This is a genomic window from Actinokineospora auranticolor (assembly GCF_002934265.1).
GTDB classification, from domain to species: domain Bacteria; phylum Actinomycetota; class Actinomycetes; order Mycobacteriales; family Pseudonocardiaceae; genus Actinokineospora; species Actinokineospora auranticolor.
Window position 1 is genome coordinate 252,216 of sequence record NZ_PTIX01000006.1, and the last position, 15,619, is coordinate 267,834.

General features: G+C 70.8%; 12 protein-coding genes. 5 read left to right on the forward strand and 7 right to left on the reverse strand.

The features are described from left to right. The first annotated feature begins 22 nt into the window (after positions 1-22). Positions 23-1,327 (forward strand): amidohydrolase family protein, encoded by a 1,305-nt coding sequence (locus tag CLV40_RS13920; protein WP_104479291.1) that lies wholly within the window; start codon positions 23-25, stop codon positions 1,325-1,327. 3 nt (positions 1,328-1,330) lie between these two features. Here the strand turns inward: CLV40_RS13920 and CLV40_RS13925 are convergent, their stop codons facing one another. From CLV40_RS13925 to CLV40_RS13945, 5 genes are all read right to left on the reverse strand, one after another. Next, on the reverse strand, positions 1,331-1,858 hold the full coding sequence (locus tag CLV40_RS13925; protein ID WP_104479292.1) for a hypothetical protein: 528 nt from the start codon (positions 1,856-1,858) through the stop codon (positions 1,331-1,333). Between the two features lie 11 nt (positions 1,859-1,869). Next, positions 1,870-2,553: an SDR family oxidoreductase gene (locus CLV40_RS13930; RefSeq protein WP_104479293.1), complete on the reverse strand. Its 684-nt coding sequence runs from the start codon at positions 2,551-2,553 to the stop codon at positions 1,870-1,872. A gap of 62 nt (positions 2,554-2,615) precedes the next feature. Beyond that, positions 2,616-4,685 (reverse strand): PhoX family protein, encoded by a 2,070-nt coding sequence (locus CLV40_RS13935; protein WP_104479294.1) that lies wholly within the window; start codon positions 4,683-4,685, stop codon positions 2,616-2,618. A 224-nt stretch (positions 4,686-4,909) separates the two neighbouring features. Continuing rightward, complete coding sequence (locus CLV40_RS13940; RefSeq protein WP_104479295.1) at positions 4,910-6,001, reverse strand: inositol-3-phosphate synthase; 1,092 nt, start codon at positions 5,999-6,001, stop codon at positions 4,910-4,912. 82 nt (positions 6,002-6,083) lie between these two features. Beyond that, positions 6,084-6,629, reverse strand: a complete 546-nt coding sequence (locus CLV40_RS13945) for a PadR family transcriptional regulator (protein ID WP_104479453.1) — start codon at positions 6,627-6,629, stop codon at positions 6,084-6,086. Positions 6,630-6,885: 256 nt separating this feature from the next. On the opposite strand from CLV40_RS13945, the gene CLV40_RS13950 reads away from it, so the two are divergent. The 4 genes from CLV40_RS13950 to rarD all read left to right on the forward strand — a co-directional run bounded on the left by CLV40_RS13950 (position 6,886) and on the right by rarD (position 13,191). Further along, positions 6,886-7,290 (forward strand): DUF5318 domain-containing protein, encoded by a 405-nt coding sequence (locus CLV40_RS13950; protein WP_104479296.1) that lies wholly within the window; start codon positions 6,886-6,888, stop codon positions 7,288-7,290. Positions 7,291-7,390: 100 nt separating this feature from the next. Next, entirely contained in the window at positions 7,391-10,261 is a 2,871-nt protein-coding gene (locus CLV40_RS13955) for a transglycosylase domain-containing protein (RefSeq protein ID WP_104479297.1), read from the forward strand. A gap of 106 nt (positions 10,262-10,367) precedes the next feature. Then, complete coding sequence (locus CLV40_RS13960; protein ID WP_245931272.1) at positions 10,368-12,074, forward strand: glycosyltransferase family 87 protein; 1,707 nt, start codon at positions 10,368-10,370, stop codon at positions 12,072-12,074. Between the two features lie 211 nt (positions 12,075-12,285). Further along, on the forward strand, positions 12,286-13,191 hold the full coding sequence (rarD, locus tag CLV40_RS13965; protein ID WP_245931273.1) for an EamA family transporter RarD: 906 nt from the start codon (positions 12,286-12,288) through the stop codon (positions 13,189-13,191). 25 nt (positions 13,192-13,216) lie between these two features. Here the strand turns inward: rarD and CLV40_RS13970 are convergent, their stop codons facing one another. Together CLV40_RS13970 and CLV40_RS13975 are read right to left on the reverse strand one after the other, a co-directional pair. After that, a complete protein-coding gene (locus CLV40_RS13970) occupies positions 13,217-14,695 on the reverse strand; it encodes a glycosyltransferase family 87 protein (RefSeq protein ID WP_104479300.1) in 1,479 nt (492 codons plus the stop codon). After that, complete coding sequence (locus CLV40_RS13975; protein WP_104479301.1) at positions 14,692-15,462, reverse strand: deoxyribonuclease IV; 771 nt, start codon at positions 15,460-15,462, stop codon at positions 14,692-14,694. Before CLV40_RS13975 ends, CLV40_RS13970 begins: the two co-directional genes overlap by 4 nt. Positions 15,463-15,619 lie beyond the last annotated feature (157 nt).

A 15,619-nucleotide genomic window follows, 5' to 3' on the forward strand; every position in this document is an offset into this window, starting at 1 on the left:
GGGCGGTGGGAGGATCGGGCGCATGAGCCTGCGCCTGCGCGCCCCCATCGTGCTGCCGTGCGACCCGACCTGCTCGGTGCTGCGCGACGCGGTCGTCGACGTCGACGCCGGTGGCCGGATCACCCACTGCGGCCCCCGGGCGAGCGCCCCGCCGTCCTCCGCCCCGGTGCGCGAGCTGACCGGCATCCTGCTGCCCGGCCTGGTGAACGCGCACGCGCACAGCCCGATGACGCTGCTGCGCGGCCTCGGCGGCGACCTGCCGCTGGTGCGCTGGCTGACCGAGGTCATCTGGCCAGCCGAGGCGAAGCTGGCCCCGGCCGACATCCACACCGGCATGGTGCTCGGCTCGCTGGAGATGCTGCGCGCGGGCGTGACCACCAGCGCGGAGATGTACTTCCACGGCGAGGAAGTGGTCCGCGCCGTGCTCGACACCGGCGCCCGGCTCGTGCTGGCCCCGGCGGTGATCGACGCCCCCGGGTGGGACTGGCGCGCGCAGCTGGCCGCGACCAGCGCGTGGATCGACGCGGACGGCCTGCGGTTCGGGCCGGGCCAGCGCATCGAGGTCGGCTACGGCCCGCACTCCGGCTACATGCTCTCCCCGGCGGCGCTGGGCGAGGTCGGCGCGGCGGCCCGCGAGCGCGGGGCGCTGGTGCAGGTGCACGTGTCGGAGTCGCTGCCGGAGGACGTGGCGCAGCGCGAGTCGCACGGGTCGATGGCCGCGCTGATGGACCGGGCGGAGCTGTTCGGCGGCCGGGTGCTGGCCGCGCACTCGGTCCACCTGTCCGACGAGGACATCGCGGTGTTCGCCCGGCGCGGTGTCGGCGTCGCGCACTGCCCCGGGTCGAACATGAAGCTGGCGTCCGGCATCGCCCGGGTCGGCGACCTGCGCGCGGCCGGGGTGGCGCTGGGGCTGGGCACCGACGGGCCCGCCAGCAACGACGACCTGGACCTGTGGGAGGACATGCGGTTGGCGGGCCTGCTCAGCCGTGTGTCCACACTGGACTCGACCGCGCTCGGCGCGGCGGACCTGCTGCTGATGGCGACCCGGGGCAGCGCCGCGGCCCTGTCCCGCGACGACATCGGCGTGCTGGCACCGGGCGCTTGGGCCGACCTGGTGCACGTCGGCGTCGACGACCCGGCCTTCGCGGGCGGGCTCGACGTGTCGGACGAGCAGCTGCTGTCGAACCTGGTGTGGGCGGCCGGGTCCCGGACGGTGCGGGACGTGTGGGTCGCCGGGGACGTCGTGGTCAGCGAGGGCGCGCCGGTGCGCGTGTCGTGGGACGAGGCGCTGGGCGCGTCCCGCAAGGCCGTCGCCGGGCTGGTCTGAGCCTCAGCCCACCGGGGCGGGCGCGGTCCGGTTCCGGGATTGCCGCAGCCTGCGCCAGGAGTTGACCCCGGCCAGCAGGGCGCACCCGGCACTCACGCCGAGCAGACCGAACCCGATGCCGCTGAGCAGCCGCTTGCGCTCGAACCACGCGGGCAGCCGGACGTCCGTGGACTGGTCGCAGGTGACGGTGGCGGTTCCGGTGAACCACATCGTCACGGTCTGCTTGTCCCACCGGGCGCCGCGCTCGAACATGCCCTTGTCCTGGAGCAGGAAGAACCGCTCCTCGCCGGAGTCGGTTCGGAGCTTGCACTGGTACTGGCCGTTGCCGTGGGGGTTGAGGCCGAGCAGGTCGCCTTCCTCCACGGTGACCTGGACACCGGCCCGCGTCGCCTCGACCTCGTTGGCGCCCAGCGCCCGGCCCGCGAAGATCGCCGCGCCGTCGACCCACAGCCAGACGGCGCCCACCACGGTGAACGCGACCCACAGGACGAGCCAGCGCAGGACCTTGGGCTTGCGTGTTTTCTCCCCCACGGGCGGAGAAACTAGCGAACCGGGCGGGACCGGATGACCAGTTCCGTCAGATGCGCGTCGTCGGCGGCGAACACGGCGGTCCGGATGGACTCGGCGACCGACTCCGGCCGCAGGTACTTCGCCGGTTCGTAGTCCCCACCCTCGTCGGCGCGGACCACGCGTTGCATGTCCGTGTCGGTGCGACCGGGGAAGACCGAGGTGACCCGGATACCCGCCGCTTCCTCCTCGCCGCGCAGCACGTCGGCGTAGGCGGTGAGGGCGAACTTGCTCGCCGCGTACGGGCCCCACCCGGGGTTGGCGGACTTGCCCGCGCCCGAGTTCACCAGCACCACGCGGCCCCGGGCGGCGCGCAGCGCGGGGAGCAGCAGCCGGGTCAGCTCCGCGACCGCCACGACGTTGATCTCGTAGGTGCTCCGCCACAGGTCCGCCGACGCCGCGGCCAGCGGACCCACCCGCGCCACACCGGCGGAGTGCACCAGGACGTCCAAAGTGGACAATTCGGCCGCCGCGGCGGCCAAGGCCGCGTGGTCGGTCAGCTCGACCGGCCACGGCCGTGCGTCGGGCAGCTCGGCGGCCAGCGCGGCCAGCGCCGCCTCGTCGCGACCACCGAGCAGGAGCGTGTGCGTGTCGGCGAGGGCGCGCGCGGTGGCCGCGCCGATACCTCGGGACGCGCCGGTGATCAGGGCCAGGGGCATGGCCCGAACAGTAGGGCCCGCGCACCCGGTGGGTGCGCGGGCCCTACCCGTCGGTCAGCCGCTCACTCGCCGATGCGGCAGCCGGACTTCCAGATCACCGCGACCGACGGCCGCGGCTGGGCGGTGCCGCCGTCGGGCCAGTGCGCCAGCGGGTTGTCCGCGCTCGCGCCGTCGAGCTCGCCCGGGTGCTGCACCGACACCAGGATGAAGTCGTCCTCGACGACCGGGCCGCAGGTCTCGGCGCCGACCGGCACGGTGAGGAACTGCTTGAGGTAACCGCGGTAGCGGCCGTCGACCGGCACGGCGAACAGGCCGTCGTTGGACCCGAGCGCGTTGCCGTCGGTGGCGATCCACAGGTTGCCGTAGCGGTCGAACGCCACGTTGTCCGGGCACGAGATCGGGCTGACCTGGGTCTTGTCGTACCCGCCGAAGTAGGTGTCCGGCGAGGTCGGGTCACCGCAGACCAGCAGCAGCCGCCAGGCGAAGGTGGTCGCGGTGTGGTCGCCGCGGTTCTCCTCCCACTCCAGGATGTGGCCGTGCTTGTTGCCGACGCGCGGGTTGATCTCCGTCGCGCCTTCCTTGCCCGCCTTGCCGCGGTCGGTGTTGTTGGTCAGCGCGGCGTAGATCCGGCCGTTGACCGGGTTCGGCTGCACGTCCTCGGGGCGGTCCATCTTGGTGGCGCCCACCTTGTCCGCGGCGAGGCGGGTGAAGACGTACACCTCCTCGGCGGTGAAGCCCTCGACGAAGGACTGGTCGCCGGAGACCAGCTTGACCCACTTGCCGGAGCCGTCGAACTGGCCGTCGGCCGGGAGCTTGCCGGTGCCGTCGATCTCCGCGACCGGGCTGTCGCCGGTGAACTGGGCGACGTAGAGGGTGCCCTCGGTCAGCAGCTTCTTGTTGTGCGCGCGGGCCGAGGGGCTGTTGCCCCGGCGGTAGCGCTCCTTGGAGACGAACTTGTAGACGTAGTCGAAGCGCTCGTCGTCACCCATGTAGCAGACGACGCGGCCGTCGCGGGCGACCTGGATGGTGGCGCCCTCGTGCTTGAACCGGCCCAGCGCGGTGTGCTTCACCGGCGCCGCGTTCGGCTCCAGCGGGTCGATCTCCACGACCCAGCCGTGCCGGTTGAACTCGTTCGGGTCCTTGGACAGGTCGAAGCGCGGGTCGAACCGCTCCCACTTGCGGACGCTCTCGCCCTTCGGCGTGCCGTAGCGGGCGATGCGCGGCACGGCCACCGGGTCGGTGACCTTCTCGCCGCCGCCGAAGTAGCCGTTGAAGTTCTCCTCGCCGGAGAGGATGGTGCCCCACGGGGTCACGCCACCGGCGCAGTTGCCGAACGTGCCGAAGACCTTGCGGCCGGTCGGGTCGGCGTTGGTGCGCAGGAACTGGCTGCCCGCGGCCGGGCCGACCACCTGGAACGGCGTGGTGACGGTGATCCGGCGGTTGTACTTGCGGTCGATCCGGGGGACCAGCTTGCCGGTGCGGCGCTCGCGGTCGACGCGGACCACGGAGAAGCCGTGCCCGGCCCAGCCGATCTTGACCTGCTCCTCGGTGGGGTTGGCCGCGCTGTAGCCCTTGAACATGAACGACTCGGTCGTGTACTCGTGGTTCGAGCCCATGAGGTACGAGTCGTGGTCCAGCGGGACCAGGCCGCAGAAGTCGTTGTTGTAGCCGAACTGCTTGGCCTGCGCCGCGGCGGTCTGCTTGTCGAAGTCGAACGCGGGGGCACCCGGCAGCACCGCGTCGCCCCAGCGGATCACGACGGCGTTGTTGTAGCCGGCCGGGGTGACGATCCGGTCCTCGCGGTTGGGCGCGACGGCGTCGAAGTCCAAGCCCTTCGGCCCCTTCGGGCGACCGTGGCCGCCGTGGCCGCCGTGGTCCGGGTGCGCGGCCGCGGTACCCGCGGTGCCCGCGACACCGGCACCGGCGACGGCGAGCACCGCGCCCGCCTTGAGCATGCCGCGCCTGCTCACGATCGAGCGGACGACGTCACCGAAGTAGGCGTTGTCCGAGGTGTTGGGCGCCTCGTGCGCGCACGCGTTCGAGCAGCGGTACTGGCAGGTCACGGCGGACCTGCCGAGCGGGTGGTTCGGCGGCAACAGCGGCAGCGAGATCCGGCCGTCGGTGGTGGACACGGAGCCTCCGGTATCGGACAGCGTGGTCAGTGGGAACGGCGTGACCGTAGGAGCCCGAAACCAGTGAAAGCGGACAACAGGGTTAACAACGACTGAACTCCTCCGGGTACGCCCAGGTCCTCGCGCTGCGCGACCGCGCCGTGACGGCCGGACATGCCGGTGGCCGCCATCCCAACCCGGATGGCGGCCACCGAACGGCGTATTACCCGAAAACCACTGCCCGACTAGCGCTCCACGTCGCCGCGGATGAACGCCTCGACGGCCTCGTACGCGTCGTCGTCGGAGTACTGCTCCGGCGGGGACTTCATGAAGTAGCTCGACGCCGACAGGATCGGCCCGCCGATGCCCCGGTCCAGGGCGATCTTCGCCGCGCGCACCGCGTCGATGATCACGCCCGCGGAGTTGGGCGAGTCCCAGACCTCGAGCTTGTACTCCAGGTTGAGCGGGGTGTCGCCGAACGAGCGGCCCTCGAGCCGCACGTAGGCCCACTTGCGGTCGTCGAGCCACGGCACGTGGTCCGACGGGCCGATGTGCACGTCCGCCTTGGCCATCTCGTGCGGGATCTGCGAGGTGACCGACTGCGTCTTGGAGATCTTCTTGGACTGGAGCCGCTTGCGCTCCAGCATGTTCATGAAGTCCATGTTGCCGCCGAAGTTGAGCTGGTACGTGCGCTGCAACTCGACGCCGCGGTCCTCGAACAGCTTCGCCATGACCCGGTGCGTGATGGTGGCGCCGACCTGCGACTTGATGTCGTCGCCGACGATCGGCACGCCTGCCTCGGTGAACTTCGCCGCCCACTCCGGGTCGGAGGCGATGAACACGGGCAGCGCGTTGACGAACGCCACGCCCGCGTCGATCGCGCACTGCGCGTAGAAGCGGTCCGCCTCCTCCGAGCCGACCGGCAGGTACGAGACCAGCACGTCGACCTCGGCCTCGCGCAGCGCCGCGACGACGTCGACCGGCTCCTCGTCGGACTCGCTGATGATCTCGCGGTAGAACTCGCCGAGACCGTCGTAGGTGTGGCCACGGCCGACGGTGACGCCCAGCGGCGGCACGTCGCAGATCTTGATCGTGTTGTTCTCGCTGGCCACGATCGCCTCGGACAGGTCGCGACCGACCTTCTTCGCGTCGACGTCGAACGCGGCCACGAACTCGATGTCGCGCACGTGGTAGTCGCCGAACTGGACGTGCATCAGCCCCGGCACCCGCGTGGTCGGGTCGGCGTCGCGGTAGTAGTGCACGCCTTGCACCAGCGACGCCGCGCAGTTGCCGACGCCGACGATGGCCACCCGAACAGAGTGGCGGTTCTCGCCCATGCCGGTTCTCCTTCTCGTTTCTCCATCCCCGTTCCGGGACGGGGTACAGGCGCGTCGCCTGCGTGCTGGCGGTCTTTGGCCGTCAATCGGTGGGGTCGGGCTGCTCGCTCTGCTCGTGGGCGATCAGCTCGTTGAGCCAGCGCACCTCGCGCTCGCTGGTCTCCAGGCCCAGGCGGTGCAGCTCCCGGGTGTAGCGGTCGATCTGCTCACCGGCGCGGGTCATCGCCGAGCGCAGGCCCTCCCGGCGCTCCTCGACCCGGCGCCGCCGCCCTTCCAGGATGCGCATCCTGACCTCGGCGGGGGTGCGGGAGAAGAAGGCCAGGTGGACGCCGAAACCCTCGTCGTCCCAGGTCTGCGGACCGGCGTCGGCGAGCAGGGTGGCGAAGTGCTCCTTGCCCTCCGCGGTGAGCTTGTACACCCGCTTGCCGCGCTTGCCCCACGACCGGGTCTCCGCGTCCGGGGTCTCCTCGACGATCCACCCGGACCGCAGCAGCCGCCGCAGCGTGGGGTAGAGCGAGCCGTAGGAGAACGTCCGCAGGGTCCCGAGCAGGTCGTGCAGGCGCTTGCGCAGCTCGTAGCCGTGCATCGGGGCCTCGTGGAGCAGCCCGAGGATCGCGAACTCGAGCACGGGCACACCCCCTCAACTTCGGGCACGCTGTGAGCTGACCTACTGGACGCTTATATCGTGCCGATACATCGCAAGGGTGGCCAAGCCGAGATCGTGTGTCAATCACCACGTGAACCGGCCGACCGGCGCCGACGCCCGCCCAGGACCGGATCCGCCCCGGTCAGCGGGCACGCAGGTCACGAATGGGATCGATCAGGCATGTCGGCGGCCGGAATCGGCTCGCCCCCGTGGTAACGCCGCCGCGTAGGCTGTCGGCGTGCGAACGCAGCGGCAGGTGGTCGACTACGCGTTGCAGCGCCGGTCGCTGCTCGCCGAGGTCTACTCGGGTCGGGTCGGCACCAGCGAGGTGTGCGACGCCAACCCCTACCTGCTGCGCGCCGCGAAGTTCCACGGCAAGCCGACGGACGTCACCTGCCCGGTGTGCCGCAAGGAGCACCTCACCCAGGTCAGCTGGGTCTACGGCGACGAGCTCAAGCACGCCTCCGGCTCGGCCCGCGCCGAGGAGGAGCTGGCCAAGATGGCGACGGTGTTCGAGGAGTTCACCGTCTACACCGTCGAGGTCTGCCGGACATGTTCGTGGAACCACCTGGTGCAGTCATACGTCCTGGGGACCGGGGGCGTTCGCACGCCCAAAACCCGCAGGAGAACGGCAGCCGAGTGACGTGCAAGGTGACCACGGTCCCCTCGCGGTCGCACCACCCTGCCGCGCGTGACCACGGAACGGCGCCCTGGACCGGCGCGTCGGCCTGGGAGGCTCTTTCGTGAACGACCACAGTGACCATCGGCGACGCCCCGAGCCGGAGTGGCCCTCGGGCGACGACCCGGACACCGGGCGCGCGTCCGGCTCGGACGGCAAGCCCAAGGACCCGGCGGCGGGCGGCAAGGCCGACCAGCCGAAGGAGGAGAGCACCGGGTTCTGGAGCCCGCTGTGGGAGGACGACGGCGACGGTGACGCGCCCGGCCCCGGCCCGGCGCGCGGCGACGCGCCCCGCCAGCCCGGCCCCGGCCCGCGCGGCCCCCAGGCGGGACCGGCCAACGGCCGCGGCCCCGGCGGGCCGAACCGCCCCGCGGGTCCGCCCCAGGGTGGCCCCGGCAAGCCGAACGGCGCCCCGCCGCGGCCCGGCGCACCGGCACCCGGCCCGGGTGGCCCTGGTGGTCGCGGGCCGAACGGGCCCGGTGGCCCCGGTGGCCCGAGCGCGCCGACCTCGGTGATGGGCGCCCCCGGCAGGCCGGGTGGCCCGAACGGGCCCGGCGGCCCGCGGCCCACCGACGCGACCATGGCCATCACCCCGCCCGGCGCGGCCGACCGGACCGTGGCGATCCCGCCCGCCAAGCCGGACCCCGGCGCGGCGCAGACCGTCTTCATCCCCAAGGGGCACGGGCAGACCCGGCCCTCCGAGCCGCAGCTGCTCACCCATCGCGAGCCCGAGCCAGACCTCGACGACTACGACGACGAGAAACCGGACGTGGACACCGCCCAGCCCAGCGAGGAAGAGCTGCGCAAGCGGCGCCGCAAGAAGATCTGGCGCCGCGTCCGCCGCACGCTCTACGTCGCGGCGGGTCTGATGATCGTCGGCCCGATCGTGGCCTTCTTCATCACCTACCAGCTCGTCGACGTCGACAACCCGAACGACGTGGCCCGCGACCAGGACAAGGTCGTCACGCTGCTCTACGCCAACGGCGACGAGATGGCCAAGATCGCCAAGCCCGAGGCGAACCGGGTGATGCTCAAGCCGGGCGAGATCCCGAAGACGGTCCTGCACGCGGTGTACGCCGCCGAAGACTCCACCTTCGAGACCAACGCGGGCTTCGACATCACCGGCATCATGCGCGCGGTCTGGAACAACGCGACCGGCGGCAAGGGCGGTGGCTCGACCATCACCCAGCAGTACATCAAGACCGCGAGCGGTGACGACGACCCGACGCTGACCCGGAAGTGGGTCGAGGTCGTCAAGGCGTACAAGATGAACGAGACCTACTCCAAGGACGAGATCATCACCGCCTACCTCAACACGATCTACTTCGGTCGCGGGGCGTGGGGCATCGCGTCGGCGGCGAAGATGTACTACGGCGTCACCGACCTCAACCAGCTCACCAAGTCGCAGGCCGCGCTGCTCGGCGGCATGATCCAGAGCCCGTCGCGGTACAAGGACACGACCTACCAGCACTCGCGCTGGGACTTCGTGACCAAGCAGATGGTGCAGAACGGCTGGATGACCGAGGCCGAGCTGCGGGAAGCCGCCTTCCCGGAGCTGGTGCCGATGGAGCAGAACAAGGCGGTCTCGCTGACCGGCCCGCGGGCCCGCATCCCGTTCCTCATCGAGGACGAGCTGGCGAGCCTCGGCTACTCCATGGACAAGGTCAAGAAGAACGGCTACAAGATCACCACGACGATCGACCCGCGCGCGCAGCAGCTCGCCGAGGACGCGGTCAACGACGTGATGAAGAACCAGCCGAAGAACCTGATGCCCGGAATGGTCGCGGTCGACCCGAAGACCGGCGGCGTGCTGGCCTACTACGGCGGCGCCGATCCCAACGGCCTGGACTGGGCGGGGACCGAGCAGGAACCGGGGTCGTCGTTCAAGCCGTTCGACCTGGTCGGGCTGCTGCACAAGAACCAGGGCCTGGGCAAGCTCTACGACAGCTCGCCCTACAAGGTTCCGGGCATCGACCGCACCATCACCAACGCCTCCACCCCCAAGTGCGAGGAGTGCACGGTGGCGGAGGCGATGAAGCAGTCGCTGAACAGCGTCTTCACCAAGATGGTCGTCGAGGACGTCGGTCCGGCGAACGTGGCCAAGGCCGCCCGGGAAGCGGGCATCACCTCGGAGAAGATCGAGGAGACGAGCTTCAACATCGCCATCGGCGGTGGCAACACCCGGGTCAGCACGCTGGAGATGGCCAGCGCGTACGCCACCTTCGCCTCGGGCGGCATGCGCAGACCGCCGCACATGATCGCCAAGATCGAGTACCCGAACGGCGGCACCGCCTGGGAGGCGAGCGGCGAGGCGAAGTACGCCGAGGTCCAGGCGTTCGACCCGGACGACGCCGAGCAGAACCAGAAGATCGCCCGCAACGTCACCGAGGCGCTGCTGCCGATCCCGCAGTCGTCGGGCATCCCGTGCGCCAAGGAGCGGCTGTGCGCGGGCAAGACCGGTACGCACCAGTGGACCGACCCGAAGAACCCGGGCAAGAAGTCCAACGACAACGCCAAGGCGTGGATGGTCGGGTACACCCCGCAGGTCTCCACCGCGGTCTCGCTGAGCGCGCTCGACGGCGCACCCGTGCGCAACGACAAGGACAAGCCGATCTACGGCGCGGGCGTGCCGGGGCAGATCTGGCAGAAGTTCATGAACAACTACCTGGGCAACTCGCCGAAGGAGAACTTCGGCAGGTTCGTGGCGATCGGCGAACCCGACCGGAGTTCGATCTCGACGTCGGCCAAGCCGTCGTCGACGGCGAACTCGCAGCCGCCGGTGACCACCACCGAGCAGCCGACCACGGCGGCCCCGACGACCACCACCCCGACCGGAGGTGAGGAGACGACGACCACGACCACGACGAGTCGTACGCGTCCCACCAAACCGGGTGGACCGACCGAAACGGAGATACCCCTACCGGGGAACAACTAGCTGATCAAGCCACCGAGAGGGTCGGGAACCCCGTGGTTCCCGACCCTCTCGGGTATTTGCCCTCGGGCCTACCCCATTCGCACATCGCAGGCCGTAGCATCGCCGCGTGCCAGGCGATCCAGGTCAGCCCGATGAGGTCGTGACCCCACGACCCGACGAGGTCGAGTCCCCAGCGGGGGCCGCGCGCGCACCCGAGGCGCCCGGCGACACCGGGCCGGGGACGCGCGAGAGCGCTTCACCGTCCGGGGTCAGCGACACCGACTCCCTCGACCCGGACGAGCGCGTCCGCCCGTCGTGGTCGGAGTCGCTCGCCCGCAACGCCACGCGACCGCTGGGCGGTCCGCTCGGCGAGCACGCCGTGGTGGGCAGGCACTGGTTCTGGACGCCGCTGCGCGTCGGGCTGCTGCTGGCGCTGCTGGCGCTGGTGGTGAGCTGGTTCGGCAAGTCGGCCTGCGTGCAGCAGTACGACACCGGGGACAAGCTCGCCCTGGACTGGCGCTCCAGCAGGCCGTACGTGGCGATGTGCTACTCGGACATCGTCCCGCTCTACACCGCGGAGCGGCTGGACAAGCCGGAGACCTTCCCGTACGAGACGTCCTGGGTGGACGACGAGGGGAAGCCGACCGCGCACACCCGGTACATGGAGTACCCGGTGGTGACCGGCATGTTCCAGTGGGTCAACGCGAAGATCACCGCGGGGTGGGTGACCAAGTCCGAGGAGGGCTGGCTGCCGACCGCGCTGCCGGTGGTCATCTACTTCTCCATCTCCGCGTTCTGGCTCGCCCTGGCCTGGCTGGTCACCGTGTGGTGCACCGGCCGCACGGCCCGACATCGACCGTGGGACGCGGCGTTCATCGCGCTGTCACCGCTGGTGCTGGTGCACGCCTTCACCAACTTCGACACCCTGGCCACGGCCTGCGCGGCCGGTGCGCTGCTGGCGTGGTCGCGGAAGAAACCGGTGCTCGCGGGTGTGCTGCTGGGGTTGGGCATAGCCACGAAGCTCTACCCGCTGTTCCTGCTGGGGCCGCTGTTGATCCTCTGCCTGCGCACGGGCCGGATGAAGGCCTGGTGGCAGGCGACCGCGGGTGCCGTCGTCACCTGGCTGGCGTGCAACCTGTGGCTGATCCTGCTCTACCCCGAAGGCTGGGCGGAGTTCTTCCGGCTCAACTCGGAGCGCGGCGCGGACCCGGACTCGCTCTACAACGTGGTCATGAAGTTCACCGGCTGGGAGGGCTTCGACGGGCCGCTGCCGTGGGGCGAGTCCCCGCAGTGGCTGAACCTGGTCAGCGCCGCGTTGTTCGTGGTGCTGTGCGCGGGCATCGCCTACATCGGACTCCAGGCGGTGAACCGGCCGCGGCTGGCGCAGCTGTCGTTCCTGGTGGTCTCGGCGTTCCTGCTGACCAACAAGGTGTGGAGCCCGCAGTACTCGCTGTGGCTGGTGCCGCTGGCGGTGCTGGCGCTGCCGCGCTGGAAGCTGCTGCTGGCCTGGATGACCATCGACGCCCTGGTCTGGGCGCCGCGGATGATGTACTACCTCGGCGAGAACAACAAGGGCCTGCCGGAGGAGTGGTTCCTCGGCATGGTCGTGCTCCGCGACCTCGCGGTCATCGGGTTGTGCGTGCTGGTCATCTACGAGATCTACCACCCGGCGCTGGACCGGGCGCGCCGCAGGGTCGACGAGGACCCGGGCGGTGGCGTGTTCGAGGACGCCCCGGACAAGTTCGTCATCGGCGGGCGCAAACCGCGCTCGGGCACGGTTTCCGATCACGACGACGTGCCGGGTGAGCCGGTCCCGGCGCCGGTCGGGACGTAGCGGGAACGAGGTCTTCGAACGGGAGTGGCTCCGCGTGACGGAGCCGCTCCCGTTCGTTTATGTGGCGCAGTGGTGGCGGTCGCGCTCTCGACGCCGGGGCGCGCGGTGACCGAAGATGAACCCGAGCCGTTTTCACGGCGTGAAATCCGCTGTTCGCACCGTCCATCCCGGTGAAACACTGGCGGCAGTGATGGGATGATCGGAGGAACTGGTGGCGCAGCGGCAGGGGTTCTGGCTCGGGTTCCTGGCCTACGCGATCTGGGGGTTCTTCCCGCTGTACTGGCCGCTGCTGGCCCCCGCGGGTCCGGTCGAGATCCTCGCGCACCGCATCTTCTGGTCGCTGGCCGTCGTCGTCGCGCTGGTGTTCGCGACCCGGCGCTGGCGGCAGCTGCGCGCGGTGGGGCGGCGGCAGCTCGGGTTCATCGCGGTCGGCGCGCTGACCATCGGGATGAACTGGGGGATGTACATCTACGGCGTGGTCACCAACCAGGTGGTCGAGACCGCGCTCGGGTACTTCATCAACCCGCTCGTCACGATCCTCTGGGGCGTGCTCTTCGTGGGGGAGCGGCTGCGGCGCGCGCAGTGGATCGGCCTGCTCATCGCGCTGGCCGCCGTCGTCGAGCTGACCTTCGACTACGGGCGCCTGCCCTGGCTCGCCCTCACCCTGGCGTTCTCCTTCGGCACCTACGGCCTGATGAAGAAGAAGGCGGCGGTCGGGTCGACCGAGGGGCTGGCGCTGGAAACCGCGATCCTGGCCCCGCTGGCCCTCGGGTACCTGGTGTTCACCCACGCCCAGGGCACCGGCACCTTCGGCCACGCCGGGTGGGGCAACGCGCTGCTGCTCGTCGGCACCGGGGTGATCACCGCGATCCCGCTGCTGATGTTCGGCGCCGCCGCGACCCGGGTGCCGCTGACCACGCTGGGCCTGCTCCAGTACTTCGTGCCGATCATCCAGTTCGCGATCGGGCTGCTGGTCTTCCACGAGCACATGACCACGGCCCGCTGGGTCGGCTTCGGCCTGGTCTGGGTGGCGCTGGTCGTGATCACGGTCGAGTCGCTGGTGGCCCGGGGCACCGCGCGGCGCCGGGTGGCGCGGGTCGAGCCCGAACTCGTCTAGGCGCGCTGGTGGATCCCCTTGCCCATCAAGCCGGGGACGGTGCCGGGCGGGGCAGCGGGGGCGGGCGGTGGGCGAAGTCGGACAGGGTCGGCCGGGAGCCGAGGAACGCGATGAACATGCCGACCAGCAGGGCCGCCCGGCCCCACACGCCGATCATCACCGCCTGCGCGGCGAAGCCCTCGTAGATGCCAGACGGCTCGCGGGCGGCGATCTGCGCGAACCACAGGAAGATGCCGATCCCCATGGCCAGGTCGGCCACCAGGTAGGCGGTGATCCAGCCCCAGCGCAGGTTCAGCAGCACGAACATCGGCACCAGCCACAGCGTGTACTGCGGCGAGTGGACCTTGTGCAGCAGCAGGAACCCGCACAGCATCGCCGCCGACACCGCGATCCACGGGTAGGTGCCCTCGCGGCGGTAGCGGATCCAGCCGACCACGCAGGCCACGGCGAAGGACGCGAAGACCAGCAGCGGTGAGAGCAGGCCGATGACCTGGTGCATCGACTCGTTGCTCGGGTCCGAGTCCGGCCGCAGGCCCCAGAACCAGATCGAGTTCGCGGTGATGTCCGCCTTGCGCTGGCCCTGGAAGACGAAGGAGGCCAGCCAGCCGTCGAAACCCGCGATGGCGAACGGGACGTTGACCGCGACCGCGGTGGCCAGCGCCGCCGACCCGACCTTGACCATGCCCGCCCAGTCGCGGACCTTGCCCACCGGCAGTTCCCGGCCGCGCTCGCCGCCGGTGAGCACGTAGAGCATCAGCGGCAGCACGAAGATCGCCGGGTAGAGCTTGAACGCGAAGCCCAACCCCAGCAGCACCGCGGCGACCAGCGCCCGGTGCAGCAGCGGCCGGTCGGCGCCCCGGGCGCCCCAGCCGCGGTGCAGGAAGTAGACGGCGGCGACCGCGCACGCCACGACCGGGAGCTCCCAGTTGTGGAAGGCGTACATGACCAGCGCCGGTGACAACGACCAGATCAGCGCCCGCCACCGCGACAGCTTGCCCAGCATCCAGCCGGTGACCAGACCGAACGGGGCCATGATGAGCGCCGAGGCGAGCAGGAAGCCCGCGTCGTTGGTGGCGAAGAGCGCGCCGAGCCAGATCAGCAGGCCGGTGAGCACCGGGTACTCGACCGTGCCGCCGGTCAGGCCGCCGTCGGCGGTGATGCCGCCGTGCACGTACGGGAAGACGTGCCGGTCGATGTCGCGGCCGATCCACAGGTACTGGATGTCGGAGTAGCAGACCTCGGCGTACTTGCGCTCGTCGAAGTCCGGCTGGCTGCGGCCCCAGGTGTCGAACTCCGGGCCGGTGCAGCGGTCCTTGTTGGCGAAGCCGAGCACCAGGGTGAGCCCGCAGAGCAGCACCACGAGCGCGAGCGCGCCGCGGCCGAGCCGCACCGCCCTGGCGCGGTGCCCGGTCGGGACGGGGGCGCGGTCGGCGTCGTCCACGGCGTTCGCTCCCTCGACCTGCCCGTCCACCCGGCCGGAGGCGCCTGCGGGCACCGTGGTCACCGGCCGAGCGCGGTGCGCAGGTACTCGATGTCCGCCGCCTGGCCCTCCGCCGGGGTCTCCACGACCACCGGGGCGCCCGCCGCCGCGACCACCGCGACCAGTTGGTCGGCGTCGATCGTGCCGGTGGCTATGTTGTCGTGCCGGTCGCGCGCGGAGCCGAACTCGTCGCGCGAGCTGTTGAGGTGCACCAGGTCGATCCGGCCGGTGATCGCCTTGACCCGGTCGACGATGCCGACCAGGTCCTCACCGGCGGCGAAGGCGTGGCAGGTGTCCAGGCAGAAGCCCGCGCCGAACTCGGCGACCGCGTCCCAGAGGCGGGCCAGCACGTCGAAGCGGCGGGCCATGGCGTTGTCGCCGCCCGCGGTGTTCTCGATCAGGATCGGCACGCCGAAGCCGCCCTCGGCGTGCTGGCGCTCGAAGAACTTGCGCCAGTTGTCGATGCCGACCTGGACGTCTTCGCCCTTGTTGACGTGTCCGCCGTGCACCACGAGCCCCTGGGCGCCGACCTTGGCCGCGGCCTCGGCGTGCTGGGTGACCAGCTTGCGGGAGGGGATCCGGATCCGGTTGTTGGTCGAGGCCAGGTTGACCACGTAGGGGGAGTGCACGAAGAGGGTGAGGTCGGTGGCGAGCAGTTCGTCGGTGCGCGGGTGCGCCTTGGGCGCCTTCCAGTCCTGCGGGTCGGCGAGGAAGAACTGCACGACCCGCGCACCGCGCTCGTGCGCGGCGGCCAGCGGGTCGTCATCGCGGACGTGGGCGCCGATGCTCATGGCGGTGAGGGTAGTCGGCCCGCGCACCAGGGGAAGCCCTGGTCCGGTCGGGAACCAAGTGGATCTTGGGGGAGGTCGGCCGCGTGCGCACCGGGTGCCGAACCCTGCTCCATCCGGGCTATTGCGAACCACTTTCAGGGAAAGCACCCCAGCGGGC